Source organism: Bacillus sp. FSL K6-1006, assembly GCF_038593175.1.
Classification (GTDB): domain Bacteria; phylum Bacillota; class Bacilli; order Bacillales; family Bacillaceae; genus Bacillus; species Bacillus safensis.
The window spans coordinates 1,964,265-1,988,843 of record NZ_CP151970.1 but is presented as its reverse complement, the minus strand read 5'-3'; the positions used below and the strand labels follow the sequence as shown (position 1 = coordinate 1,988,843).

Genomic DNA, 24,579 nt, shown 5'->3' with positions numbered 1-24,579 from the left:
GATGAAAAAATGGAAAAGCTTATTTTTTATTTTACTTGCAATCAATCTATTGATTGTGATTGGCTGCGGTATTTTGATGCTGCTGCCAGGCGGTCAATCCGCTTCAACCAAAGAAGTGAAAAGCGAATATGCTTTTAATATATCCAGCTCAAAGGAATCACTCACCAGCTTTGTGAATGATTATTTGAAAAATCAAGGATCAAATGATATGCCAGACTTTCATGTAGCAATCGATCAAGATGTGAAAGTAACAGGCGCAATTAAAGCTTTCTCTTCAACGATTGATGCAAACGTCTCATTTACGCCAACTGTTGAAGATAATGGTGATGTGCTTTTGAAAGTGGATGACTTTTCAATTGGACAATTGAGCATTCCGATTAGTTTTGTTTTAAGCTACATGGGTCAGTTCTATGAGCTGCCAGAGTTCGTTCATGTAAAACCGGATCAAAAAACGGTTGAAGTGCGTCTTTCAGAAATGCCGCTGACGAATGATATGTATGTGAAAGCAAATAAAATTGATCTGCAGAACGATGAAATTGAATTCTCATATTATCATCCAAAGCAATAGAACGTGTGAGTCAGGAGTGAAATCATGAAGCGAGTCTATCAATATTTTAGTTTACTGTCGTTTTTATTTGCTGCGTACTTTGGCATAACAGCTGCCAATGCTTTAAAAGCAGAAAATATCGATCAGTTTTACTTAAATATTGCCTACTGTGCATTATTTCTAGGCACGATGATTCTTGCTTTTGATTTTCAAAAGCAAGAAAAAGCTGAAGATGTCTCGTAAGGAGCCTTTTCCACTTTAGGAAAGGCTCTTTTTTATAATTGCCGAGACAAGACCACCTTTGCCATAAGTTCAGGATCTCCGTTAGCAAAACCATGAAGCAGAATCAGGTATGCACGCTTTGTTTGCAGATGAACTTTTGGGATATCAAGCAGTACACTTTGAGTGCCGGCGGCTTTCAATTCAAAATGATATTTGTTCGGGGAGAAATGATGAATGTGGGTGCTGTTTACATAATCAAGCTCCTTCGATATAACCCCATGGTCTCGTTCGTATATATCTATAGAAGGAAGGTCCGGAGACAGCTGTACAAATGTAAGTGCTGACAGGTCATCTTGCTTGATCAAAGTAGCCTGCTGCTCAGTCAAGAGTGCAAAGCCTGCACGGGCACCTGTGATACATAATGTGTAGACCTCGCCGCTCTTAAATCGAATGCGGGAATGAAGAATTCTCTCATTTGTAGCCAGTTTGAACACTTCTATTTCATACATTCCCTCATCCCACTCCATATAAGCGGTCAAATGGCTGTAAGGCATTGGTTTCATTATCTGCTTCCGGTTCACATAAACAGCGAGCTCACTGAGATCTGGTGCAGCGTGAAATAATCGAATAAAGGCTTTTGATGAAGGGCTGCTTTGAAGATGCTCGTAGGTGTCAGCGAATGGCCGATATGGAAAGTCATGATAAAAGAGCTGCTGCATGTCATCAATCCCTTCTTTCTCATGCAATGGTGTTTTTTGTAGCGTATGCATGAAAAAGACGATCTGTATAGGCAAAAGAAGCATAGAAAAAAGCCTGACGTTTTCCGTCAGGCCGGCATGTTAAGAAGGAGAAGAATATTGATGATATTCAGCTAGTTTAATGAACGTTTTTTCATCCTCAATTAAACCACAAACACCGCACTGGACTTTCATTTGAGGACCTTGATAGCTCAAGTGAAAAGGAGACAGCTGTTCTCCTTCGTATCTTTCAACAACTGCTCCTGTTGCTGGATCAAGCTTTACAGGTTCTGAAAGCTGCTCAATGAGATTAAAGCGCGTTCTGTTTGTTTTACAGTTTGGACAAAGATAAGGGCTTGTCATGGTTTGTTCCACCTCTTTTTATCCGTAGCATGTCCTGAGCGCTAAAATCTATGCTTAATCCTTTTGACTTTTATCCAGCTTTTTAAATAATTTGATCATTGTTTTTAGTTCTTCGTCATCAAATGATTCAAATCGCTCCATAAAGTATTCGGTTTTCTTTTTCTCAAAATGCTCAGTAATTTCCTTACCCTTATCGGTTAAGTGGATTTTGATGATGCGGCGGTCCTCTTTTGAGCGGATACGGGTGATCCAGCCTTTTTCTACGAGTGTGTCAGTCACAGCGGTAATATGACTTGCTGACACTCCAAGAATGGAAGCGAATTCCGTTACTTTTTTTGCACCTTGCTCACGGAGCAGATTTAAAATAAGAAATTCATTCCGAGATAATTCGTTTTCGAGCAGGCTGTTAATTTCATAACGGATCTGCTTAAATACGGTTCTCAGTAAAGTGTCCATTTCGTACATCATTTGTTTTCTTTGTTCCAATCATTAAACCCCCATTATATTTTAAAGATACGACAGAATGCTTTCTTTTATTTTAGGTATACAAGTCGTATCATTTTCATTATTTTTTATCATGTTATAATATGATGATACCATTTTTTAAATGAAGGGGGCACTAATATGTCTGAAAAACAAGAATTAGCCACATTTGCAGGAGGCTGCTTCTGGTGTATGGTTAAACCTTTTGATGAACAGCCGGGCATTATCAAAGTTGAATCAGGGTATACTGGCGGACATACAGTGAATCCGACCTATGAGGAAGTATGTACAAATACAACGGGGCATAGAGAAGCGGTTCAAATCACGTTTGATCCTGACGTGTTCCCGTATGAGAAGCTGCTAGAGCTGTATTGGCAGCAAATAGACCCAACAGACGATGGCGGGCAATTTGGCGATAGAGGGGAATCTTACCGTACAGGTATTTATGTTCATCATGACGAGCAGCGAAAGCTAGCAGAAGCATCGAAAGAGCAGCTGAGCCAAAGCGGGATTTTCAAAAAGCCAATCGTTACAGAAATTTTAGACGCAGGTCCTTTTTATCCAGCAGAGGAATATCATCAGCATTATTATAAGAAAAACAAAATGCACTACGAACGATATCATGTCGGTTCGGGCAGAGCCGGTTTTATTGAGTCCCATTGGAGTGATAAATAATGGCAAATGAAAAAGAAAAGCGTATAAAAGAATTAAACCGCATGCAGTACGAAGTCACGCAAAATAATGGCACGGAGCCGCCATTTCAAAATGAATTTTGGGATCATAAAGAAGAAGGTATCTATGTGGATATCATTTCAGGAAAGCCGCTTTTTTCTTCTTTAGATAAGTTTGATGCCCACTGCGGATGGCCAAGTTTTACAAAACCTCTTGAAGAGGAAGAAGTAGCAGAGAAGGTTGATACGAGTCATGGAATGGTGCGGACAGAGGTTCGCAGTAAAACAGCTGATTCTCATCTAGGTCATGTTTTCCCTGATGGCCCAGGGCCAAACGGTCTTCGGTATTGTATTAACTCAGCCGCTTTAAAGTTTATCCCAAAGGATGATCTTGAAAAAGAAGGCTACGGGAATTTGAAACATCTATTTGATTAATCCATCTAAAAATCGTCACATGGAAAGCAGCTGCTTCCGTGTGACGATTTTTTATTTTTTATGATGTGTATGATGTAATTGTTCAATGATGTGGAACAGCTTTTCTTTTGTAATGAGCGGTGCTTCTTTTGAGGTGTAATTCGTTAAGTCGACTTTTTGAAAGGCAGGGTGCAAATGTGGTCTTGGTAAAATGGCATAAAATTGTTCATGTTCAAACAGTGCATCTGCTTCGTGCGGGAATGTGAGCTCCTCGTGAAGCTTTTCGCCAGGTCTTCTTCCGACTACAAGAACATCTGGAGATTGAGCATTGATTTGAGCGGCATATTCGTGAAACGCTTTTAAAAGATCGGCAAGCTGTAAGGACTCCATCTTGAGAATGAAGGTTTCGCCGCCTTTCATCATAATTGCTGCTTGAAGTGTGAGGGAAACAGCCTCTTCAATAGACATAAAAAAACGTGTCATATGAGGATCAGTCACGGTCAAAGGTTTTTCATTTAATAGCTGCTGGAGCATGATCGGAATAACGGAACCTCTAGATCCAAGCACATTGCCAAAGCGTACAGAGCAAAACCTGGTTTTTTGATTCGGAATACTTTCGTTTGCTTGGTAAAATAGTTTTTCTGAAATCAATTTTGTTGCACCCATGGCATTCGTCGGAGAAACCGCTTTGTCAGTTGAAATGTTGACGACATGACTCACTTCATGTTCGAGGGCGGCTTCAATGACGTGCTGTCCGCCGATGATATTCGTTTGAACGGCTTCGAATGGATTATCTTCACAAGTGGGTACTTGTTTTAAGGCCGCTGCATGGAAAATGATATCCACACCCTTGACGAGCTGTCTCACGCGGCTTGCATCCCGGACATCTCCTAAAGCGAATACGACTTCTGGATGTTCTGCGTACTCATTTTTCATCATGTATTGTTTGCTGTCATCTTTACTGAAGACGATTATCTTCTTTGGAGAGCAACTTGTTAATTTATTCACGATTTGCCGGCCGATTGACCCCGTACCGCCTGTAACCAATATCGTTTTGTCACGAAAAAAGGTCTTCAAAGTCGTTTCTATCTGTTTGGACATATCTAATCCCCCAACTCTCATTTCTCTACTTTGCATCATATGTGAAAGAGCGGCATTCGTTTGAGGAAAAGAACCACTTCATGCATAAATTAGGTGAACAAATTATAACCATCTGCTAGTCGTCTTAATAGAATATGGAGAGATAAGAGATCAACTAGAAAAACGAGAGACCTGAATACTTCAGTACTGCGGTCAGCTCGGGAAGAAAATGGTAAGGGAGCTGTGCGCGAGGGGAGAAGAGAAGACATGTATAGGGGAAATCGTATTTTAGCTATGATACCTGCATTTAGAAGTCACGACGGCCAGCATGATGAACACATACGCATATTGGCAGAGAGGCCGCTTATCTATTGGACCATTCAGCCGTTACTGCAAATGATTGAATTAGATGAAGTCATCGTCTCCTCAGAGGATGTCAATACGCAAATCATTTCATCTCACTACGGAGCAAATGTGATTGAACTGCCAAGCACACATGTGACAGAACAAACGCCGTCACTGTTAGCTGTGAAGCATGCGCTTGCTTATTTAGAGCGGGAGGGAAAAACCTTTGATATTGTGCTGTATCTGCATCCATCGTCTCCTCTAAGACAGCCGGCAGATATCGAGAAGTGCTTGCAGCTTTTAGTGGAAGGGGGATATGACTGCACCGCATCTTTTACAGAGGCGTTAGAAAACCCAAATGAAACTTGGACACTGCATGAAAACAATGAAGCTACTTTATATAAGGACAATCATTACTTTTTCATGCCAAAGCATGAGCAGCCATATACGTATGGCCGGCTAAATGGTGCGGTATATGCTTTTCATGCTCATTATGCAAAAGAATGCATTCATTCCTTTTTAGAAGGATCTGTCGGAGCATATATGATGGATCGCACGCGGTCGCTTGTGGTGAAACAGGAGGCAGATCGGAAAGAGGCAGAGAAAATCTTATTAGCTCACCGAGATGCGGAAGATCATGCATAAGCTGGCATTCAACGAGAAAAAGCGCCCAGTTATAGGGCGCTTTTTACAATGTCATAAAGCCTTTGTGGCATCGTATCAAATGTATTCCAGCGAACGGTTTGCTCGTAGTTGTTCAGTGCGGCCGCCTTTCTTTCACCTGCATTTGATCCATAGTATTCAACCTGTTCTATCAAATCGTCCTCATCTTTGTAAAAAGCAAAGCTTGAAAAAGCAGGCGGCGGAGGTAGATCCGTCAATTGAAAACTCCCAGTTGCAGCAATGTCAAATGCTCTGTTATTGAGGCTCATATTTTGAATCATGGCTTTGTTTTTGTTATACGCAAATTGAGCCGGCCTATGCGGATTCAGGACAATTGCTGTCTGTTGATAGATGTCCGCCATTTGCTGAGGACTCAGCCAATTCGTTATGAGTGTGAAATCACGATAATGTCTCCGTGATTTGTTTAAGTGACGGTGCCATTCCTTACCTGCAACGAGAATACGCCATTTGTTTTGCTGCAAGAGTGTATCGATGGCTTTGATGCGGTTGGGATAAGGGTAGCCAATGAGTGCAATGTCATACGTGCACATCTCTTCTGGCGATTCATTTTTCTGAAAGACACGTGTATTTGCCGGAATGGGAAAGTAGTGCGTATGATCAGCGCCTAATTGTTTATAAAATGGCAAAACCCCTTCATCAATCGTTAATATAAGCTGAGCTTCATGTGCGCAAGCAGCTGACACATCTGTATAAAAGGGATCTTCTGTCATCCAAAGAACAATCGGGATTTTTTCTTGTTTGAATTGATGAAGTACATCTTTCGGAACATGATCACCGATCATCATCAAAACAAAATCCGGAGAAAATGTCCGGATTTTGTGCATGTTCGTGGGTAGAGATTCTCTATCAATCTTTACACATGAAAAGGGGGAATCAATGAAGCTTTCTTCTACCCATTGATCAAACATGTGATAGATTCCGCCGTAGCCAGAACTGATATAAAGAAGCTTCATGATGATCCTCTCACATTAAGATGTGAATGTAACACTTTCAACTTTATCTACATCTAATAGAGTCGTTGCTGAGCCTGTAGGTGTGACAGAGCTTTCTTGTGTAACAAATACAACACCTGTTGAAGCATCGAATGATACAAATTGAACTGGCCCAATTAAATCTCCTGAGTCAGTGACAATGCTAATGACTGTTCCTGGTGCAAGTCTTGCAAAGATCCATCTTGCTGGCTGAGATACATCGAGTGTTGTAGCAGAATCTGAAGGTGATGCCTCAGCTGCCACTTCACTTAATAAATCGTTCAATTTTTCTTCCATTTGAACTCCTCCTTCTTCGAGATTAGCTGTTAATGCATGAGTAATTGGTTTGAAAAACACTTTCAATAGTTCCTTTTTTAATTCAGCACGCTTTTCGCTCATTTTTTCCCCATCCTTTCTTCATCAATTCAAACTCACCCCTATGTATATGCCGTTCTTTTTTTTTGGCATAAGCAGAACGCTGATTCCTGATCTTTTTTTCATTTAATCACTTCACACATTTTTAAAAATGTTTTCAAATGCTGAGGCTAAATGAAGTGACGCTCATACTCTAGTAAAGATTAAATGTGAAGAGAGAGGGATTATGAATGGAATTTGAACAATTATTAGATGGTTGGAACGAAGAATTACTAGAGTCGGAAGGAGTGCTTGAAGTCATCTTGATTTTACTTCTTCTTCATCTTTTAGAAGAAAGTGGGGAAGAGAATGTGTCAGACATCAAAGAATTACTTCGTCCATGGCTTGAGCTTGGCATTCCAGTGCCGCGTGTTCATTTGGTCAATGGAGATGTACTTCAAAACGTGGTTGTCGTGCAATTGTTTGATACGGTTGCAGTCTTTAAAAACGCGACAAATCAGCTAAGAGTGAGTGTTCCTTATGTGAACATTGTCAGCTGGGGGGCTTTTTAATCTAATCAAAAAGGATAATGATCATGAAAGTATCGGTGATTTTAACAAGCTACAATAAACCAGATTTCATTGATCGTGTGCTAAAGAGTATGGTAGATCAAACGTATCCGCATTGGGAGCTTTTGATTATGGATGATGGCTCAGAAGAGGGCACCATTCAAAAGATCCAGCCCTATTTAAGTGATGAACGCATTCAGCTGTATTCGCACACAGTTCATCCAGCAAAACGGCTGTTAACCGCACGATATGCGACGCTTATTAATGAAGCATTAACCCGTATAACAGGTGAGCTCATTTGTTATTTAACCGATGATACCATCTACCATCAAGATCGTTTGCTTAAAATGGTGGATGTTTTTCGGTCGAAGCCTCACATAGATATTGTGTATTCCTCGCAGCGGGTCGTGCATGTTGATCAGCATTTAGTGGAAACGATGAGTTTTATTCGAGAAGCAGATCAAATCTTAGAGCATGCGTCCTTTCAAGTGGACCATTGTTCGGTCATGCACAGAAGCTGCTTGCTTCCACTGATCTATGAAAAATACGGACAATATTGGGACGATGAGCCAAAGCACTGGCATCATGCAGATTCTGTATTTTGGATGAGGCTGAATCACTTCGCTGCGTTTTTTCCATTAAAAGATGTACTGGATACAACGTATAAAACGCCCCATTCCTTTCATCATCTGTTTTCGAGTATGCCGTATGATTTAATTGACGGAACGGTCATTGAAAAAGAAGAAGATTATTATCAAATCGCAGACGGGAAACTTCATGGAATTGAAAAACGCTGGATCAATGAAAAGAACAGGCGTGCGATCCGTGTTCCGCTGTTATGTGAGATGAAATATGAAATGAAAGAGAAGCTGGCAGTACCCAATTATACAGTCGTTACCGCAGATAATGGGAAAACGTTCTTTTATATTGAAGATCAGAAAAAAAGACGGTTTGCTTCAAAACGTGACGTGCAATATTTTCAGTTTCACCCTAAGGAGATCTATACGATTTCAAATGATCAGCTTCAGGCATTTGAGGATGGCGGCATAATTCAGGCTTCTCCAGTTTTCAGTCCGCCAAACAGGCGCCTGTTTAAATGGAAACAAGATGTTTATTTACTTGTGCATTATGCCTTTTGCCGTATTGATCCTGAGGTCGTGAAGCGATTCGCTTTTTATCATCAGCCGATTAAGCTGTACCCATCCCAATTTGCGTTTTTTCAGGAAGGAAAGCCGATTGTGCCGCTGTATAGGGAATCGCTGCAAGAATTCGATATGTCTCTTTATCAAACATCCGGACGAAAGCACTCCTCATAAGAGGGGTGCTTTTTTCGCAATGATTGCAGGAAGTAGAAAGGAAAAAGCGAAACATGAAAAGGACAGGAACCTTTAAGAATTGATCAAGCCGCTGAAAACTTGGCAATTGATGCCGGTTTTTTGGCACTGAAAGTGAGGGGGAAAGAATGGGGAAGGTTGTCGAAAGAGCAGATTGGTTTGAATTGATTTTAGAAGCTATTGATGAAGCCATTCACGTTGTAGATGATCGAGGGATGACGATTTTTTACAATCATAATGCCGCTAAGTTTGACTCTTTACAAAAAGAAGAGGTGATTGGCAAGTACATCCTTGATGTGTATCCCTCTTTAACTGAAAAGACAAGTACGCTCATGCATGTGTTGCGAACAGGAAAGCCCATTTATCATTCGCTGCAAACCTATTTGAATAAAAATGGAGAAAGGATTGAAACAGTGAACACGACATTGCCTATTATCGAAGATAACGAGTTAATAGGCGCGGTCGAAGTCGCAAAAGATGTATCAAAGCTGTCGGCTCTTTCCAATCGGTTAGGGCAAAAAAAGCGGACACAAGACGCGGCTGAGGCCGTACAAATGCATGATTTTGCTTCATTTTTAACAAATGATCCTCTTTTAAAAGAAATGCTTGAAAGGGCAAAAAAAGCAGCTGCTTATCCATCATCAGTTGTTGTCTACGGGGAAACAGGGACAGGAAAAGAAGTGCTCGTTCAAGCCATTGTCCATGAATCTGACCGGAAAAATCAAGTGTTCATTCCGCAAAACTGCGCAGCACTCCCAGAATCATTACTTGAAAGTTTATTGTTCGGATCTGTCAAAGGGAGCTATACGGGCGCACTTGATCGCAAGGGACTTTTCGAATTAGCTGATGGGGGCACACTTTTTCTTGATGAGCTGCAAGCGATGCCGCTCACGCTGCAGACGAAATTATTACGTGTGTTAGAGGATGGCGTTGTCCGCCGCATCGGTGACGCAAAATCCATTCAAGTGGATGTTCGGCTCATTACTGCGCTCAATATGGACCCATTCGAAGCAGTGAAAAAGCAAATTTTAAGAGAAGATTTATTTTATAGATTGCATGTATCATCTTTTTATATCCCGCCGCTTCGTGAAAGAAAGCAAGATATCACGCTGCTATCCCGCCACTTCATTCAAACCTATCATCAGCAGTTTTCAAAAAACGTTACACGCCTTTCTGAAGAAACGGAACGATTGTTTATGGCGCACCACTGGCCTGGGAATGTCAGAGAATTAAAACATACGATAGAGCATGCCGTGTTGATGATGCCAAAGGAAGCGGAAGAGATCATCCCTCTATACCTTCCGGCTCATTTACGTGAGCAAAAGCTGGAAAAAGAAACATCTGAATCCTCCTTAAAAAATCAAGTGTCTTCATTTGAACAAACATTGATCCAAGAAGCTTTACATCAGCATAATGGAAATATTAAAAAAACCGCCGCTGCTTTAAAAATCCCTCGACAAACGCTGCAATATAAATTAAAGAAATATGCAGATGCCGAAATATAGGCACAACATCCAATTGAATATGACGGGTAAAAGCTCCTTTTGTAAAGAATAGGGGCATTTTCCCATGTTGGCACATAACTTGCATAGTATAAAGTGAATGCTGATAGGGGGAATGGATATGAATCAGAAATTGTATGAACCGGCACGTCACTGGAAGGACATTGAGCTTTGGAAGGATGTACCTGAGGAAAAGTGGAACGACTGGATTTGGCAGCTGACGCATACCGTGAAAACGCTTGAGGATTTAGAAAAAATCGTAAACTTAACAGAAGAGGAACGAGAAGGGGTGAAGATTTCCACTAAAACCATTCCACTCAACATTACACCCTACTATGCCTCACTGATGAATCCAGACGATCCAAGATGTCCAATACGTATGCAATCTGTGCCAATTGCAGAAGAGCTTCATAAAACAAAATATGATCTGGAAGACCCGCTGCATGAAGATGAGGACTCACCTGTCCCGGGGCTCACGCACCGATATCCAGATCGTGTACTGTTTCTTGTGACAAATCAGTGCTCCATGTACTGCCGTTATTGTACGAGAAGACGTTTTTCCGGCCAGATTGGTATGGGTGTGCCGAAAAAGCAGTTAGATGCTGCAATTGGATATATTAGAGAAACACCTGAGGTGCGGGACGTGTTAATTTCTGGCGGAGATGGGCTGTTAATCAATGATCAAGTGCTTGAATACATTTTGAAAAACTTACGGGATATTCCGCACGTTGAAATCATTCGGATTGGAACCCGCGCGCCGGTTGTCTTTCCGCAGCGTATTACAGATGAGCTGTGCGAGATTTTGAAAAAATATCACCCAGTTTGGCTGAACACCCATTTCAATACAAGTATTGAAATCACAAAAGAAGCAAAAGAAGCGTGCGAACGTCTTGTGAATGCCGGTGTTCCTGTAGGGAATCAGGCCGTCATCCTTGCAGGTATTAATGACAGTGTGCCGATTATGAAGAAGCTGATGCACGATCTTGTGAAGATTCGGGTCAGACCATATTATATTTATCAATGTGATTTATCTGAGGGCATTGGCCACTTTAGAACGCCGGTATCAAAAGGGCTTGAAATCATTGAGGGTTTAAGAGGACATACGAGTGGTTATGCAGTACCAAGCTTTGTAGTAGATGCGCCAGGAGGCGGAGGGAAAATTGCTTTACAGCCAAATTATTTATTATCGCAAAGCCCTGACAAAGTCGTCCTTCGTAACTTTGAAGGTGTCATCACCTCTTATCCAGAACCAGAGCATTACGTCGCAGGCCAGGCAGATGCGTATTTTAATGAAATTTATGAAGAGAAACAAGAACCGGCAATTGGTATTACCGCACTATTAGAGGATGAAGCGAGATCGTTTACGCCTGAGAATTTAAGCCGAATGAAACGTAGAGAAGCATATGAGACAAATCCTGAGCACGACACACTTAAAAACAAACGTGAAAAACGAGATGAATTAAAAGAGAAGAAATATCAAGCGCAGCTCAAAAAAGAACAAACCGTAAAGGAGGAGAAATAGCCTTGCTGACATGTGATTGGTGTGAGGAAAATAAAGCAAATGCGGAGCAGACAACAGTCTATTGGGAACTGATCACGGGCACACAATCAATTGAAATCATCGAAACGCCGTCCATTTCCTGCACGCACTGCGGGATGACCTATCAAAAGGATGAGACAGTCAAAGAGATTGAAGATCAATTAATTTTAGTGGATCAGACAAAACTTCCAGAAAAAATCTCCTATGAAGAATTAATGAGCATGGAGCGGTTATTAAAGCGAAATTACTTTGACTTTTCATCATAAGTTGTACCTCCGCCTATACAAGTCATCAAATTGCTGTATAATATAACAACAAAATAGTGTGTCGCGGAGGGAAAAACAGGTGAAGTCGTTTTACCATTATTTAATGAAGTTCAGACATCCAAAACCGAAAGATGAAATCAGCCATTTCGCAAATGCTGCGTACGAGGATCACAGCTTTCCTAAAGCTTCCACAGATTATCATGAGCTGTGCGCTTATTTAGAATTAAATGGTGATTATTTAAGCTCAATGACAACATTTGACGAAGCGTTTGAGCAATACGAAGTAGAAGTCAAAAAAAAATAACACGCAACCGCTTATCCGGATGGAGAAGCGGTTTTTTCATGAGAAATAAAATGGCGTTTTGCATGGTTTGGTTGCCCATGCAGAATTCCTTGCGCCGGCATACGATACGTTAAGACCAAAAGTCGGGCAAGGGGGAGACAGAATGAAGGCGAAAGCACCAAAATATCAAGTAGGGGATATTGTCGTCGTTGTCATGTACGGCACAGTCGGAACGATTACAAAAGTCCATCAAATTGACCAGCACTATTTATATGAGGTCAATCATAATGAGGTGCTTTATTTTGAAACATCACTTCAGCTTTACGATGAGTATAGCGGAGTGATTGTCGATACAGAAAAGCTGGACATTGAATATGAGTTCCTCATTGGCGATGTTGTATATGTAAAAGATTACGGAAAAGAGCTGTTTAAAATCATCGGTCATCGGACTGAAATTTGGCGCTACCTTGAAGATGGCTGGGAAGATGTCATTTACGAACTCACGAGGCTGAAAGACGGAGAGTGGCTGGAAACAGAAGAGGAAGATTTAACGCTTGTCCTAAGAAAATATGAGATGGACCAGTTTGTTCATCAGCTTCTTTTTGTGCATTACGTCGGAGAAACCTCAAAAGAGTTAGAAGAAGATATGGTCCAAACGGCTCTATTGCAGCTGGAAGAGAAACAAGAAAGCGAATCTTCACTTGAATTTCTGGCTGTATCTATAGTGGATGAGCTTCTTGATATTTATAACGATTATAAAATTCTCTATGAATTTTTCAAAGATCCAGAATATAAGGATATGATGGATTTTATTTTGGAAAGTTTACACGAACATTTTGGTTAAAAAAAGACTTGTCCTAACACGAATAAAAAATAAGGCACACAGAAAAATGCAATCACATAAAACCATCCCCTCAAGATACGGCCCATCACCTGATCAAAAGTTTCTCCATCTAATATGCTTAACCATTTCATTGCCTCAAGCCCCTTTTCTTTTTGTTTACTGCATTTATATGTATGGAATGAGCCATTATGACAAACTGTAATAAAAAACAGCCGGCGTTCATACATCATAAAAAAGGAGGCGGAATGCAATGAAAGAAGCAGATTTGGTGATTGATACAGAGGAAATTGCGGAGTTCTTCTACGTGGAGCTGATCAAAAGAGGGTACATACCTGCTGAGCTTGAAACATTTGAGCTGGCTGACATTACATTTGAATATATGCTGAAAAAAGCAATGATAGTTGAAGAAGAGGCGTGGTAGGTACTATACTTTGAAGAGATTCTGAAGAGAGAGGGAGGGGAATCTTTCGCGTGTACATCCTATATCTTTTCATTTTATTTGGCGCCATTGCTGCGCTCATGGTATCTGGTGTTTTTCAAGATTTGGACAACCAGATCATCTTATGGTTTGAAAGCATCAGACTCCCTTTTTTAAATGATGTCATGCTGGCTTTGACGGACTTAGGCATCAGCGCGCTGCTCGTTCCAATCATGCTCATTTTTAGTGTGGTCTTGTTTATGTATAAGCGCTACTACTCTATCATGATGCTTTTTCTACTATATCTCACAGAAAAAACAATCAATCATGAATTAAAGGGGCTGTTTGCTAGAGAGCGTCCGGCCTTTGATCACCTTGTAGGTGAAACGTATTACAGCTTTCCGAGCGGACATTCGATGAATGCAGCCACAATCTACCCTTTTATGGCTTATCTATTAGTTGAAATGATCCCATGGCTGAAAGAAAGACAAAAAATCGTCTATTTGATCACAGGGCTTTTCGTTCTGGCCATTGGCATCAGCCGGATGTATATCGGGGTGCATTATTTGACAGATGTTGCAGGAGGCTTTGCGATAGGACTCGCTTTATTTCTCATTTGTAAAAAGATTGACGAAAGATTGCCTGTCATTCGACAAAAATAGAAGAAGGAAATTGACAGATCCCAGCCAATTTTATATAAAAGGGGAGGGATTTGAATGCAATTGACGTTGAGATTTTTTCAAAAGAAACCTTCAGCATTTCACTTAACCATTTATCAGACACCTGAATATGGCGCTGCTAGCGGGCATCTGCCTGTGTACCGGACAAAGATTGGCGGCAGAACACACCTTGATGTACTGGAAAAAGCATTCTCGACATTTAATGTACATGATACAGTCCCTAATGATTACAATGCGCGGTTTATCACAACAGGTGATATTGTTGTGATTGATGATAAGAAAAAGGGGAAGTGCTATTATCAGCTCTCTCCGGCAGGGTGGAAACGCAGTGAACGAATGATGACGATAAGTTAAATAGATGATTGATGATGCCAGCTTGAGATTCAGCTGGTATTTTCTTTTTTTAGCTCAATCGTTTATAATAAATAGGATAAAATACATAGTAAACGTAAGTGGAGGCTAAAAAATGAGTGTACATATTGGAGCAGAAAAAGGACAAATTGCAGAAACGGTATTGCTGCCAGGCGATCCGCTGCGTGCGAAATATATTGCAGATACATATTTAGAAGATGTTGAGTGCTATAACGAAGTGCGCGGAATGTATGGCTATACTGGAACCTATAAAGGAAAACGTGTTTCTGTACAGGGCACTGGGATGGGCGTACCGTCTATTTCGATTTATGTGAATGAACTCATTCAAAGCTATGATGTTCAAAACTTAATTCGCGTTGGATCTTGCGGAGCCATCAAAAGAGATGTCAATGTACGTGACGTCATTTTAGCCCAGACATCATCAACAGATTCACAAATGAATCGTGTGGCATTTGGACCGATTGATTATGCGCCATGCGCTGATTTTGGCCTGCTCAAGAAAGCCTACGACACGGCAGAAGCAAAAAATGTCGCTGTACGTGTCGGAAATGTATTTACAGCAGACCAATTTTACAATGAAAAACCACTTGAGCTCATGGCTCAATATGGTATCCTAGCGATCGAAATGGAGACAACCGCTCTTTATTCTCTTGCAGCAAAATTTGATCGAAAAGCTTTATCAATTTTGACTGTGAGTGATCACGTTCTAACAGGAGAAGAAACAACGGCTGAAGAGCGTCAAACAACGTTTGATGAAATGATCTTAATTGCGCTAGACTCCGTTTTATAATAGTATAAAGGGTGTGCTACAATGTAGCGCATCTTTATTTTTTTAGAAGAGCAAAAGGAAGGTATGTCATGAAGAAAAGCTACAAAATACTCTCAATCGCATCGATTCTTGGTTTGACAGCCGCGCTATCAGGCTGCCAGTTGCTGGATCAAAAAAGCGGTACATCTGAATCAAACAAAACTAACGAACAAAAAAACGCAGCAAGTTCATCTCCCCAGCACAACTCAAACGATAAGGCAGATTCATCGAATCAAGAGCTGACGTTAAAGAGTGAATATTTCAATGACATCAAGGTTGTGAGCGGTCTGAAAACCATTCAAAATCCTGAAAATGTGCTAGCACTTGTCAACAAAGAATATGCATTACCAGGAACCTATAAACCTTCTGATCTCGTTGTACCAAAAGTAGAATTCTCTTTTTCGGAAGATATTGAAAAGCGATATATCCGCAAAGAAGCAGCGGAAGCGCTTGAGAAGTTATTCAAAGGTGCAAAAAAGGAAAACTTCGAGCTTGCTGCAGTATCTGGCTATCGCTCCTATGACCGTCAAAAAGTCATTTTTGATAGTGAGGTCAAATTAAAAGGCAAAGAAAAAGCACAAGAAGCAGTCGCTTTACCAGGCGAAAGTGAACATCAAACAGGTTTAGCCATGGACATTTCCTCAAAAAGTGCCGGTTTTGAGATCTCTGAAAAGTTTGGTGAAACACCAGATGGCAAATGGGTGGCTAAAAACGCCTATAAATATGGCTTTATCATCCGTTATCCAAAAGGAAAAGAAGACATTACGAAATACGAATATGAGCCGTGGCATCTGCGCTATGTGGGAAAAGAAGCCGCAAAAGCGATGCATGATCACGATTTAACATTTGAAGAATACATGAACAAAGTAAAGAAAATCTAAACAAGTAAGTAAAAGGCCTCCCAGCTATTCGGGAGGCCTTCTCTTATTCTTCTTTTAAAAAAAGAACAATCCTGCTAATGCGAAGCCGGTAATGAAACCGAGGCCGATGCCATACGCTGCACCCCAGCCATAATATCCGCCCCAATAGCCAAAGCCAAAGCCTCCGCGAGACCCGCCGACTGGACGAATATAAACTTTGCGGTTTGTCACACGCTCAATGCGTCCGACGTGTACTCTGCCATTACGGTCAGTGATTCTAGCGACTTTCCCCATGTGCTGCTGACAAAGCTTGTAGTAGCGCTCCATGTTTTTCCTCCTTATGACAAACTCTTTTCACTCTTATCCTATGCGAGAGACTTCATAGAGTTTGGACAAAACATATAGGAGATTCGCTCATTTTATACGGTACATTCAAATAGAATGTGACTTAGCTGCTTTCGGTGTGCTTGAATGAGATCGTAGTGTGTTTGCAGCGTTTCGTAAAGAGAAGGGGGTATGTGTTCAGATAATTCCATCTCTGTCGGCTCCTCCTGCCCCATATGTTCATCGAATGAGAGGATCTGAATGTCACGGAAGCCCGCTTCGGTTAACTGCTCCTTCCATTCTTCAAGCGACAAGAGCGAGTGGAAGCCGTAAAAATTCCGAACCGCTGCAAGCTCTTCAGGCGTAAGAGGGGCTTTTAACACAGCTTCATTTGCAATCAGTTGACTGCCAGGAGCAAGCACACGTTTGATCTCAGCTAGTGCATCACGCAGCTTGGTAAAGCTTAAAACAGATTCACTGATGAGTAGAGAGAACGCTTGATCTGGAAAGGGCAGCTGCTCAATGGATGCCTCTAAAGCACGGATCGGCAGTTCCTCCCGTTTGAATCGCAGGTTCGCCTTTTCAATCATCAATGGATGCGTATCAATGGCCTCCACCTGATAACCTATATTTCCTAAATAGGCGGCGGTCTGTCCTGTACCGCATCCAGCGTCAAGTATTCGTGCATGAGGCGGCAGTTTTATATGCTCAATCATCGTTTTTGTTAACTCAATTCCGCCAGGATGGGCACCTGATACGCCAAAATAAGCAAGCATTTCTACATAATCACTCATATAATCCCTTCTTTCCTTATCCTGTTCCTCTCTAAAGATTATGCAATAGAGGGGCAAATGGCTTATCTTTTCAAATAGAAGTTGATCCTTTGGTTGACGGATGAAGCATCGTCCTTGATAATAATGAAAGGAGATAAAGGTGGTGTTTTTTTGAAAAAACAAATGAAGTTCGTGGTAGCCATTCTGGTGACTGCTGCACTGTCCTCAGCGATTACATTTGTGATCACAAAACAAGGTGCTGTCAGCGTCTCAGGAGACGAGAAGTTTAGTAAACTCATGGCTGCGTATACGAAGGTAAAGGATGAGTATTACGAAAAAACGGATGATCAAAAACTAGTAGATGGTGCGATCCAAGGAATGATTGCATCACTTGATGATCCATACTCTACATATATGGATCAGGAGGAAGCCGAAGGATTTAACAATACCATTTCTTCTTCATTTGAAGGAATTGGTGCACAAGTAGAAGAGAAGGATGGACAAATTTTAATTGTCGCGCCGATTAAAGGCTCTCCTGCTGAAAAAGCTGGTTTGAAACCTCATGATCATATTTTAAAAGTGGATGGAAAAAGCACCAAAGGAATGTCGGTCAATAAAGCAGTCTCTCTCATTAGAGGGAAAAAAGGAACGGATGTTAAGCTGCATCTCAATCGTCAAGGAGTCGGTAATGTAGATGTGACCATCACAAGAGACACGATTCCGCTTGAAACGGTGTATGCAAAACTCACAAAAGACAAAATAGGAGAAATCCAAATTACGTCCTTTGCTGAAACCACATCGAAAGAGCTGGATAAAGCAATTGATGACCTCGAGAAAAAAGGGGCAAAAGGTTTTGTCATTGACCTGAGAGATAATCCAGGCGGCATCATGACAGAAGCCATTGAAATGAGCAATGACTTTATTGATAAAGGAAAAGTCATCATGCAGGTTGAAGAAAAAGGGAAGAAACAAGTGTACAAGGCTGAAAAAGAACGCAAAGTCCATCAGCCGGCAGTTGTCCTTGTAAATGGAGGATCAGCCAGCGCTGCTGAAATCATGGCGGCGGCTCTGCACCAATCTTCAGGCATTCAAATTGTGGGTGAAAAGACATTTGGCAAAGGAACTGTTCAAAATGCGCAAAACTATAATGATGGTTCTAGTGTCAAGTTAACCATTGCAAAATGGCTGACACCAGACGGTTCTTGGATCCACAAAAAAGGTATCGAACCACAGGTCAAAGCAGCTCTTCCGAGTTATGCAAAGCTGCCTTACTTAAGCCCGAAAAAATCATATGAGCTAAATGACAATGGAGATGAAGTCAAAGCAGCTCAAAAAATGTTCCAAGCGCTTGGCTACAAAGCAAAAGCAAACGGTGAGTACGATCAAGCATTCCAGTCTATCGTCAAAAGCTTCCAAACAGACAACGATCTTAAATCAGACGGTATTCTGACAGGAGATACAACGAACGTTCTGATGACAAAGATCCAAGATAAGCTAAAGAACAACGATACACAAATGAAAAAAGCCATTGAAGTCTTGAAAAAAGAAATGAAATAAAAAAAGCAGTCCTCATCAGGGGACTGCTTTTTCTTATCCTTACACTTCGTTTATGAGCGCTTCTTTTTTTTCATGATCCTTTTCAAATAGATCATTCATGACAGAATTGGATGTGACTTTCTTTTGGAAGAATGGATTCAAAATCAAGATGACGATGACGTTTGCTAGTAAACCAAGAAAACCTTCATAAAGGCCGAACGTGACTTGTGAGATATTCGCTGTAAAGGTAACGATGATTCCAATGACTAACCCGGCAATCGTTGCTTCTCCCGATTGTTTTTTCCAGAATAAGCTGATGGCAATAGCTGGGAAGATTTGAACCATTCCTGAAACACCAATGAGCTGAAGCGTGACAAGTGCAGTTGGGAACAGCATCCCGAATAAAAGAGCGAGTCCGATGACGATAAACACCATCGAACGTGTAATGATGGTCAATCTTTTAGGTGACACATTCGGATGAATTAAGTCACGGTATAAATTATTGGCAAATAAATTCGATGCGCCAATGGCCATGATGGAGCATGGAATGAGGGAAGCCAGTGCAATCGTAGAATAGGCGAGTCCCTGCATCACGCCGCCATATGATGTTTGAATTAAATGAAGAAGAGCAAATCTCGGATTTGTATCTTCTGGTAAGACTAAAAAAGCAATAAATCCAAGGAAGATGACCAAAATCAATACAATATTATAAAGAGGCAAAAACATGCTGTTTTTACGGATGGCATCTGCGCTTTTGGCTGTAAAAACCCCAGTTGCTGCGTGTGCCCACATAAACAAAGCAAGAGCAGAAACGCCTGAAGCAGTAATAAACCATAAAATGCCTTTAGGACCGCCTTCAGGGATCGTTAGAAGCTGAGGTGCTTCTTTGGCTAACGTATTCATCATCGGTGTCCAGCCGTTAAAATGAATGATCGGCAGTGAAACGACCATAAACAGCATGATCACCCAAACGAGAATATCTTTAATAATGGCTGTATATGTAGGACCTTTAATACCACTGAAAAATGTATAAAGTGCAACTAAAATAAATGAAATAATAACAACTGCATTCACATTAATATAACTAGTTCCAGCGACAGTTAACGTATCTTGAATCCCGCTCAGCTGAAGACAAATATAAGGAATCAGCATAAGTACTCCAACAATCGCAATCAAACTGGATAACAGCTTGCTGTCAAACCGCTCACGTGCATAATCGGCAAGTGTTGTAAGGTTGTGATTTTTCGCAACAGTCCATAGTTTCGGTAAAAAGAAATAAGCAATAAAATAAGCTAGGACGGAATAAGGAATAGCGAAAAAAGCGACGCTTCCAGCTGTATAAGCTGTACTTGTAAGCCCTAAAAAGGTATAAGCTGTATATAAGTCTGCGCCAACGAGGAACCAGACGAGCAGTCCGCCAAATTTTCTTCCGCCGACAGACCATTCTTCTACTGACTGTCTTGATGATTTGTCACGACCAGCGGCAAATCCGATGACCACGACGATGAGAATAATACTTGCAGTAATCAATAAAGCTGTTAAATTTCCTTGCATTAGTCAGTTCCTCCATTTGAATGTTGCATCTTATAAATGATAAATGTGCAAATTGGTGTGAGTACAATCCATAGCAAGAGCCAGAAGTGGAAAAAGGGCAGGCCGATGACAAATGGATGAATGCGATTTGCAAAAGGCAGCAATGCGAGCTGTCCGATGAATGGAATCGCGATAAGTAGTGCCAGCATCAATTTTTTGTTCATGATTTCCTCCTGAATATTTTGTAATTTCATAATAATAGCAGTTGTCAGATTAGATCACAAGACCATTTTCAGAAAAAACAATCATTTTGGTGAATATCATACTAATATAACGCTTTCATTCTTCAAAAAGGAGAAAGAGTGAAGATGTAAAGAGGGGGGAGGTGAAAGAAAGTATGTAGAAATAATATTTAAAGCAAATAAAAAAGCCCAGCATAAAGGCTGAGGCTTTTCCAATTTTTAAAGGAAATCAGATACTTCTTCGATGTCGAAACGATTGCTTTTATGAGCTTCTTTCGCTGCTTTACCAACTGAAATCAGCATAACCGGCTCGTAGCGGCCGCTTACATTGAATTCTTTGATGTACGCGTCTTTACTGAAACCACCCATTGCACATGTATCATAGCCCATTGCTTTTGCCGCAATCATTAATTGCATAGCAGCTAATGAAGCATTTGAATACGCTGCTTCGCGTGCATATTGCTCGCTTTGGTATGCGCCATTGATTTGAGTCATCAATGTTTCTTTAATGTCTTCAGTAATGAAGCCTAGTTCTGCCAGTTCACTGTAGATTTTTTCGCCATTTTGGTTAGCTTCAAGGTCACCTAGAACTGCAATAACAGCTGATGCCTGTGATACTTGCTTTTGGTTGTAAGCGATTGGAAGTAATTTTGCTTTTGCTTCAGCACTATGGAAAACAGTGAAATGCCAATGCTGAAGGTTCCAAGCAGATGGTGCTTTTGTTGTGATTTCAAGAAGCTCTGTTAACTCTTCTTTTGTCATTTCATGAGAAGTATCATACTCTTTTACTGAAGCTCTTTGTTTTAAGATATCAATCGTTTTTTGATCGGTCGCCATATGGATATTTCCTCCCGTTTTTGCAAATAATATGGTACAATAACTAAAAAGTGAGAAACTTACTTATTGTAACTAGAGTTATTTTAAATTGTACACCGTTAGTTTGTCAAACAATCATGAAAAGAAAGGCTGAAATTTATGGAATTCCAATTATGTCCACACATTCAGCAAGCTTTTTTACTCCTAGGCAAAAGGTGGAACGGTCTCATTATACATGTATTGCTTGATGGACCAAAGCGTTTTAAAGACCTCACAGACACGATCCCGTCGATCAGTCAAAAAATGCTCGCAGAGCGCTTAAAAGAGCTCGAGCAAGAAGGGATTATAGAGCGGACCGTCCTGCCTGAGACGCCTGTCAAAGTCATTTACAGTTTAACTGAAAAAGGGAATGCGTTACATGATGTGTTTCATGAGGTATCTCGGTGGGCAGGGGAGTATACAGACTCTCACGGGAAAAAGGAGCAAGCCTAGTTTCAGGTTTGCCCAAACATTTTGACTCCTGATGAATATGCTGATGTTAGGCACATGACAAAGGAGGAGAAATGCATGTACCCTCATACTCCGTATTTTCGAGGCGGCGCCCCTGGCATTCCGCCATATGAATCCAGAGTCCCTTTGTTTTTTGGTTTTGGCGCTCCTTTAGTCGGCGGACTGCTTGGCGGATTTCTAGGAAGTGCGATTTTTAATTATCCCCGTCCATATTACCCGCCGCCACCACCGCCTGCTCCACCACCTTATGGCGGCGGATATCCACCATATTATTAAGAAAAAAGAGTAAGCCTGCTTCCGTTCTTAAAGCAGGCTTTTTATAATGGAATATCAATTTCAGAAATTCCTGGATCATCATGCTTTAAAAACATAATTTCCAATATACCATCTTGATACGACGCCTTCGTTCCTTTTCGTTTCACAGCAGCAGGGAGGACGACTTTCTTCTGCGTCCCTTCTTCAGGAAAATGATCAATAAACAGCAGATTGGCTGTATGTTTGATTTTGACTTTTTCTGTGTTCGGACGAGCAATTTCAATTTTGACAAACACATGATCAGTCGTCTCGAACACTTCGACTTCTGGCTCTTTTTCTTTTTCGACATCAGTTTCTCTCGTTTTTTGATTTTGAGAAAGCGGGTCCTGAAATGGGAACTGAGCAGGATAATTGGAGCCGAATACACTTTCCATGACTTGATTGACATACTGCTCAACGTCTTTAGGATCTGAATTCTTTAAGGCTTCTTTTGAGAACTGCTTTTGAAAAGGGAATAATCGGTTCCAGTCGAACATGCGAATCATCCTTTCTAAATGCCCTGAATTAGTATATGCCCATTCGCCTGCGTGCGTGCTATAATATACGTTAGATTTAGAAAGGGATGGTTATATTGAACGAACAGCAATCAAAAGGTGTTCTCTACACGGCAGCATCTTTTACACTCTGGGGTTTATTCCCGTTATATTGGAAGCTGATGGAACATATTTCGTCAGGCGAAATTTTAGCACACAGAATTTTATGGTCATTTGTGTTTATGTGCGGTATTCTTTTGTATTTAAAACAAGTCCGCCCAGCGATGCAGACAGTAAAGGGTCTCATACTGGATGGTAAAGCATTTTTTTCATTACTTTTATCTGCTATTTTAATTTCAGTCAACTGGTATGTCTACATTTGGGCAGTCAATCATGGTCTTATGCTAGAAGCAAGTTTAGGGTATTATATTAATCCGCTTGTATCCGTTCTATTAGGGATTATTTTCTTAAAAGAACGACTAAATAAATGGCAAACCATTGCCATTCTTATTGCCGCATTTGGGGTGATCCTTTCAACAGTTCAATACGGGTCATTTCCTGTCGTTGCTTTCTTATTAGCCCTTAGCTTCGGCTTTTATGGTTTGATCAAAAAAAGGATGAGCTTCACGAGCGCGATTGGTTTGACGATTGAAACGCTGCTTCTCGCACCGGCTGCACTTGTGTACTTATTATTTTTCTTAAAAGAACCTGTGGTGACTATGAATCCTAACAGCTTCGGGTCGCTCGGTCTCTTATTTTTTGCAGGCGTTTTTACAGCCGTGCCGCTTCTTTTATTCTCAGAAGGCGCAAAAAGAATTCCACTTTATCAAGTGGGCATTTTGCAATACATTGCACCGACAATTACGCTGTTTTTAGGGCTGTTTGTCTATCACGAACACTTATCCGCAGCTAAAATTGTGACGTTCCTTTGTATTTGGGTGGCAATTTTACTGTTTACCACCTCTCAATTACGCATGAAAAAAACAGCGAATTCTCATTAAGCCAAACGAGCAGTTTGCTTTTTTTTGCAGGCGGATCATGTCATAATAAGTTGTTAACAAAACTGTAGAGGTGATCATATGTCGTCAGCTCATGAGCTTGCAGCCGCCTATCAATCTTTATGGAAAAATCGTCAGCTTGATGTTGATGATATGTCTTCTTTACACGAGGCCATATGTGATGATTTACTCGATGCACGAACACATCCGCGGGCGAGGAAATCCTTACACCAAAAGTATGTGCTTGCTGTGGAAAGAATTTTAGAAAGTGAGCTTAAGCATGATCATCAGCTGCAGCTGATCAGCTTACATACGAAAAAGCTGCGAGAATTAATTCAAAATGAAGGAAGGAACCACTCATGAAACCAATTCAAACGGAAGATGTCACAACACATCTTGAATCGTTTTTAAATCGTCCAGTCTTCGTTCATCTTGAAACGACAACTGGTTCTTATTCAGCTCATGTAAATGAACAAAATATGACGGTTGTGGCGTATATCCGCAACGCGAAAGTCGTCTATTCACAGGCGAAAATAAAAGGACAAGGTCCATACCGTGTTGGAATGAAAACAGAAGATGGCTGGATTTACGCAGAAGGATTAACCGATTATGTGTTTGATGACCAAGGCCGCCTGCTATTAGCTGGACATTTGCCAGACGGCAAACTAGCGATCTCATTACAAATTAGTGAAACACCATTTCAGGTGTAGAA

Annotated in this window: 35 protein-coding genes; 23 read left to right on the top strand and 12 right to left on the bottom strand. The window is 40.9% G+C overall.

Features of this window, described 5'->3' with window-relative positions; genetic code table 11:
- Position 1 precedes the first annotated feature (1 nt).
- Together NSS65_RS10125 and ypmT are read left to right on the top strand one after the other, a co-directional pair.
- Positions 2–568, top strand: coding sequence for a YpmS family protein (locus NSS65_RS10125; protein ID WP_024422724.1), 567 nt, complete (start codon positions 2–4; stop codon positions 566–568).
- Positions 569–592: 24 nt separating this feature from the next.
- A complete protein-coding gene (gene ypmT, locus NSS65_RS10120) occupies positions 593–790 on the top strand; it encodes a protein YpmT (protein ID WP_024422723.1) in 198 nt (65 codons plus the stop codon).
- A gap of 32 nt (positions 791–822) precedes the next feature.
- On the opposite strand, the gene NSS65_RS10115 is transcribed toward ypmT, so the two are convergent.
- The 3 genes from NSS65_RS10115 to NSS65_RS10105 form a co-directional block, all read right to left on the bottom strand.
- Positions 823–1,539: a DUF4397 domain-containing protein gene (locus NSS65_RS10115; RefSeq protein WP_227001665.1), complete on the bottom strand. Its 717-nt coding sequence runs from the start codon at positions 1,537–1,539 to the stop codon at positions 823–825.
- A gap of 69 nt (positions 1,540–1,608) precedes the next feature.
- Complete coding sequence (locus NSS65_RS10110) at positions 1,609–1,869, bottom strand: hypothetical protein (RefSeq protein ID WP_024422721.1); 261 nt, start codon at positions 1,867–1,869, stop codon at positions 1,609–1,611.
- A 54-nt stretch (positions 1,870–1,923) separates the two neighbouring features.
- On the bottom strand, positions 1,924–2,355 hold the full coding sequence (locus NSS65_RS10105; protein ID WP_007500780.1) for a MarR family transcriptional regulator: 432 nt from the start codon (positions 2,353–2,355) through the stop codon (positions 1,924–1,926).
- Positions 2,356–2,493: 138 nt separating this feature from the next.
- Between NSS65_RS10105 and msrA the strand changes: the two genes are divergently transcribed.
- Both msrA and msrB read left to right on the top strand, forming a co-directional pair.
- Positions 2,494–3,027, top strand: coding sequence for a peptide-methionine (S)-S-oxide reductase MsrA (msrA, locus tag NSS65_RS10100; RefSeq protein ID WP_024422720.1), 534 nt, complete (start codon positions 2,494–2,496; stop codon positions 3,025–3,027).
- Positions 3,027–3,458 carry a peptide-methionine (R)-S-oxide reductase MsrB gene (gene msrB / locus NSS65_RS10095; RefSeq protein WP_061109260.1) on the top strand — a complete coding sequence of 144 codons (432 nt, stop codon included), beginning with the start codon at positions 3,027–3,029 and terminating at the stop codon, positions 3,456–3,458. The genes msrA and msrB overlap by 1 nt, the downstream gene beginning before the upstream one ends.
- Positions 3,459–3,509: 51 nt before the next feature.
- Here the strand turns inward: msrB and NSS65_RS10090 are convergent, their stop codons facing one another.
- A complete protein-coding gene (locus NSS65_RS10090; RefSeq protein WP_144496168.1) occupies positions 3,510–4,538 on the bottom strand; it encodes an SDR family NAD(P)-dependent oxidoreductase in 1,029 nt (342 codons plus the stop codon).
- A gap of 246 nt (positions 4,539–4,784) precedes the next feature.
- Between NSS65_RS10090 and NSS65_RS10085 the strand changes: the two genes are divergently transcribed.
- Positions 4,785–5,507, top strand: coding sequence for an acylneuraminate cytidylyltransferase (locus NSS65_RS10085; RefSeq protein ID WP_046311519.1), 723 nt, complete (start codon positions 4,785–4,787; stop codon positions 5,505–5,507).
- A gap of 29 nt (positions 5,508–5,536) precedes the next feature.
- Here the strand turns inward: NSS65_RS10085 and NSS65_RS10080 are convergent, their stop codons facing one another.
- A complete protein-coding gene (locus NSS65_RS10080; protein ID WP_326134791.1) occupies positions 5,537–6,499 on the bottom strand; it encodes a DUF3880 domain-containing protein in 963 nt (320 codons plus the stop codon).
- A 15-nt stretch (positions 6,500–6,514) separates the two neighbouring features.
- Positions 6,515–6,916, bottom strand: a complete 402-nt coding sequence (locus NSS65_RS10075) for a hypothetical protein (protein WP_024422714.1) — start codon at positions 6,914–6,916, stop codon at positions 6,515–6,517.
- A 206-nt stretch (positions 6,917–7,122) separates the two neighbouring features.
- On the opposite strand from NSS65_RS10075, the gene cgeC reads away from it, so the two are divergent.
- The 12 genes from cgeC to NSS65_RS10015 all read left to right on the top strand — a co-directional run bounded on the left by cgeC (position 7,123) and on the right by NSS65_RS10015 (position 16,368).
- On the top strand, positions 7,123–7,443 hold the full coding sequence (gene cgeC, locus NSS65_RS10070; protein WP_326134790.1) for a spore maturation protein CgeC: 321 nt from the start codon (positions 7,123–7,125) through the stop codon (positions 7,441–7,443).
- A 17-nt stretch (positions 7,444–7,460) separates the two neighbouring features.
- Complete coding sequence (locus tag NSS65_RS10065) at positions 7,461–8,756, top strand: glycosyltransferase family A protein (protein ID WP_120208106.1); 1,296 nt, start codon at positions 7,461–7,463, stop codon at positions 8,754–8,756.
- Positions 8,757–8,902: 146 nt separating this feature from the next.
- Entirely contained in the window at positions 8,903–10,279 is a 1,377-nt protein-coding gene (locus NSS65_RS10060; RefSeq protein ID WP_120208104.1) for a sigma 54-interacting transcriptional regulator, read from the top strand.
- Between the two features lie 118 nt (positions 10,280–10,397).
- The gene (gene ablA / locus NSS65_RS10055; protein ID WP_034280543.1) at positions 10,398–11,798 is read left to right on the top strand and encodes a lysine 2,3-aminomutase; all 1,401 of its coding nucleotides are present in this window, start codon (positions 10,398–10,400) and stop codon (positions 11,796–11,798) included.
- Positions 11,799–11,800: 2 nt separating this feature from the next.
- Positions 11,801–12,082, top strand: coding sequence for a YokU family protein (locus tag NSS65_RS10050; protein ID WP_012010281.1), 282 nt, complete (start codon positions 11,801–11,803; stop codon positions 12,080–12,082).
- Positions 12,083–12,161: 79 nt separating this feature from the next.
- Positions 12,162–12,386, top strand: coding sequence for a YozE family protein (locus tag NSS65_RS10045; RefSeq protein ID WP_024422709.1), 225 nt, complete (start codon positions 12,162–12,164; stop codon positions 12,384–12,386).
- A 142-nt stretch (positions 12,387–12,528) separates the two neighbouring features.
- A complete protein-coding gene (locus NSS65_RS10040) occupies positions 12,529–13,209 on the top strand; it encodes a hypothetical protein (RefSeq protein ID WP_024422708.1) in 681 nt (226 codons plus the stop codon).
- A 250-nt stretch (positions 13,210–13,459) separates the two neighbouring features.
- On the top strand, positions 13,460–13,630 hold the full coding sequence (locus NSS65_RS10035; RefSeq protein WP_065214722.1) for a YozD family protein: 171 nt from the start codon (positions 13,460–13,462) through the stop codon (positions 13,628–13,630).
- A 50-nt stretch (positions 13,631–13,680) separates the two neighbouring features.
- A complete protein-coding gene (locus tag NSS65_RS10030; RefSeq protein ID WP_061109254.1) occupies positions 13,681–14,289 on the top strand; it encodes a phosphatase PAP2 family protein in 609 nt (202 codons plus the stop codon).
- Positions 14,290–14,343: 54 nt separating this feature from the next.
- Entirely contained in the window at positions 14,344–14,661 is a 318-nt protein-coding gene (locus NSS65_RS10025) for a hypothetical protein (RefSeq protein ID WP_034280548.1), read from the top strand.
- Between the two features lie 112 nt (positions 14,662–14,773).
- A complete protein-coding gene (gene deoD, locus NSS65_RS10020) occupies positions 14,774–15,469 on the top strand; it encodes a purine-nucleoside phosphorylase (protein ID WP_012010274.1) in 696 nt (231 codons plus the stop codon).
- Positions 15,470–15,537: 68 nt separating this feature from the next.
- Positions 15,538–16,368: a M15 family metallopeptidase gene (locus tag NSS65_RS10015; protein WP_024422705.1), complete on the top strand. Its 831-nt coding sequence runs from the start codon at positions 15,538–15,540 to the stop codon at positions 16,366–16,368.
- Between the two features lie 54 nt (positions 16,369–16,422).
- Here the strand turns inward: NSS65_RS10015 and NSS65_RS10010 are convergent, their stop codons facing one another.
- Together NSS65_RS10010 and NSS65_RS10005 are read right to left on the bottom strand one after the other, a co-directional pair.
- Complete coding sequence (locus NSS65_RS10010) at positions 16,423–16,674, bottom strand: hypothetical protein (protein WP_024422704.1); 252 nt, start codon at positions 16,672–16,674, stop codon at positions 16,423–16,425.
- A gap of 92 nt (positions 16,675–16,766) precedes the next feature.
- Positions 16,767–17,465: a class I SAM-dependent methyltransferase gene (locus NSS65_RS10005; RefSeq protein ID WP_041117718.1), complete on the bottom strand. Its 699-nt coding sequence runs from the start codon at positions 17,463–17,465 to the stop codon at positions 16,767–16,769.
- 150 nt (positions 17,466–17,615) lie between these two features.
- Between NSS65_RS10005 and NSS65_RS10000 the strand changes: the two genes are divergently transcribed.
- Positions 17,616–19,001: a S41 family peptidase gene (locus tag NSS65_RS10000; protein ID WP_061109253.1), complete on the top strand. Its 1,386-nt coding sequence runs from the start codon at positions 17,616–17,618 to the stop codon at positions 18,999–19,001.
- Between the two features lie 39 nt (positions 19,002–19,040).
- Here NSS65_RS10000 and NSS65_RS09995 read toward each other — a convergent pair whose 3' ends face one another.
- From NSS65_RS09995 to NSS65_RS09985, 3 genes are all read right to left on the bottom strand, one after another.
- Positions 19,041–20,534: a sodium:solute symporter gene (locus NSS65_RS09995; protein WP_061109252.1), complete on the bottom strand. Its 1,494-nt coding sequence runs from the start codon at positions 20,532–20,534 to the stop codon at positions 19,041–19,043.
- Entirely contained in the window at positions 20,534–20,737 is a 204-nt protein-coding gene (locus tag NSS65_RS09990; RefSeq protein ID WP_024422700.1) for a DUF3311 domain-containing protein, read from the bottom strand. The genes NSS65_RS09995 and NSS65_RS09990 overlap by 1 nt, the downstream gene beginning before the upstream one ends.
- Before the next feature lie 237 nt (positions 20,738–20,974).
- Complete coding sequence (locus tag NSS65_RS09985) at positions 20,975–21,592, bottom strand: nitroreductase family protein (protein WP_046311503.1); 618 nt, start codon at positions 21,590–21,592, stop codon at positions 20,975–20,977.
- Between the two features lie 138 nt (positions 21,593–21,730).
- On the opposite strand from NSS65_RS09985, the gene NSS65_RS09980 reads away from it, so the two are divergent.
- The gene (locus tag NSS65_RS09980) at positions 21,731–22,063 is read left to right on the top strand and encodes a winged helix-turn-helix transcriptional regulator (RefSeq protein WP_024428324.1); all 333 of its coding nucleotides are present in this window, start codon (positions 21,731–21,733) and stop codon (positions 22,061–22,063) included.
- 75 nt (positions 22,064–22,138) lie between these two features.
- Positions 22,139–22,357 carry a hypothetical protein gene (locus tag NSS65_RS09975; RefSeq protein ID WP_024422697.1) on the top strand — a complete coding sequence of 73 codons (219 nt, stop codon included), beginning with the start codon at positions 22,139–22,141 and terminating at the stop codon, positions 22,355–22,357.
- Positions 22,358–22,398: 41 nt separating this feature from the next.
- Here NSS65_RS09975 and NSS65_RS09970 read toward each other — a convergent pair whose 3' ends face one another.
- Positions 22,399–22,872, bottom strand: a complete 474-nt coding sequence (locus NSS65_RS09970) for an Hsp20/alpha crystallin family protein (protein WP_034280567.1) — start codon at positions 22,870–22,872, stop codon at positions 22,399–22,401.
- Between the two features lie 86 nt (positions 22,873–22,958).
- On the opposite strand from NSS65_RS09970, the gene rarD reads away from it, so the two are divergent.
- From rarD to NSS65_RS09955, 3 genes are all read left to right on the top strand, one after another.
- Positions 22,959–23,870 carry an EamA family transporter RarD gene (gene rarD / locus NSS65_RS09965; protein ID WP_326133383.1) on the top strand — a complete coding sequence of 304 codons (912 nt, stop codon included), beginning with the start codon at positions 22,959–22,961 and terminating at the stop codon, positions 23,868–23,870.
- A 78-nt stretch (positions 23,871–23,948) separates the two neighbouring features.
- Complete coding sequence (locus NSS65_RS09960; RefSeq protein WP_024428326.1) at positions 23,949–24,230, top strand: hypothetical protein; 282 nt, start codon at positions 23,949–23,951, stop codon at positions 24,228–24,230.
- Complete coding sequence (locus tag NSS65_RS09955; RefSeq protein ID WP_024428327.1) at positions 24,227–24,577, top strand: YojF family protein; 351 nt, start codon at positions 24,227–24,229, stop codon at positions 24,575–24,577. Before NSS65_RS09960 ends, NSS65_RS09955 begins: the two co-directional genes overlap by 4 nt.
- Positions 24,578–24,579 lie beyond the last annotated feature (2 nt).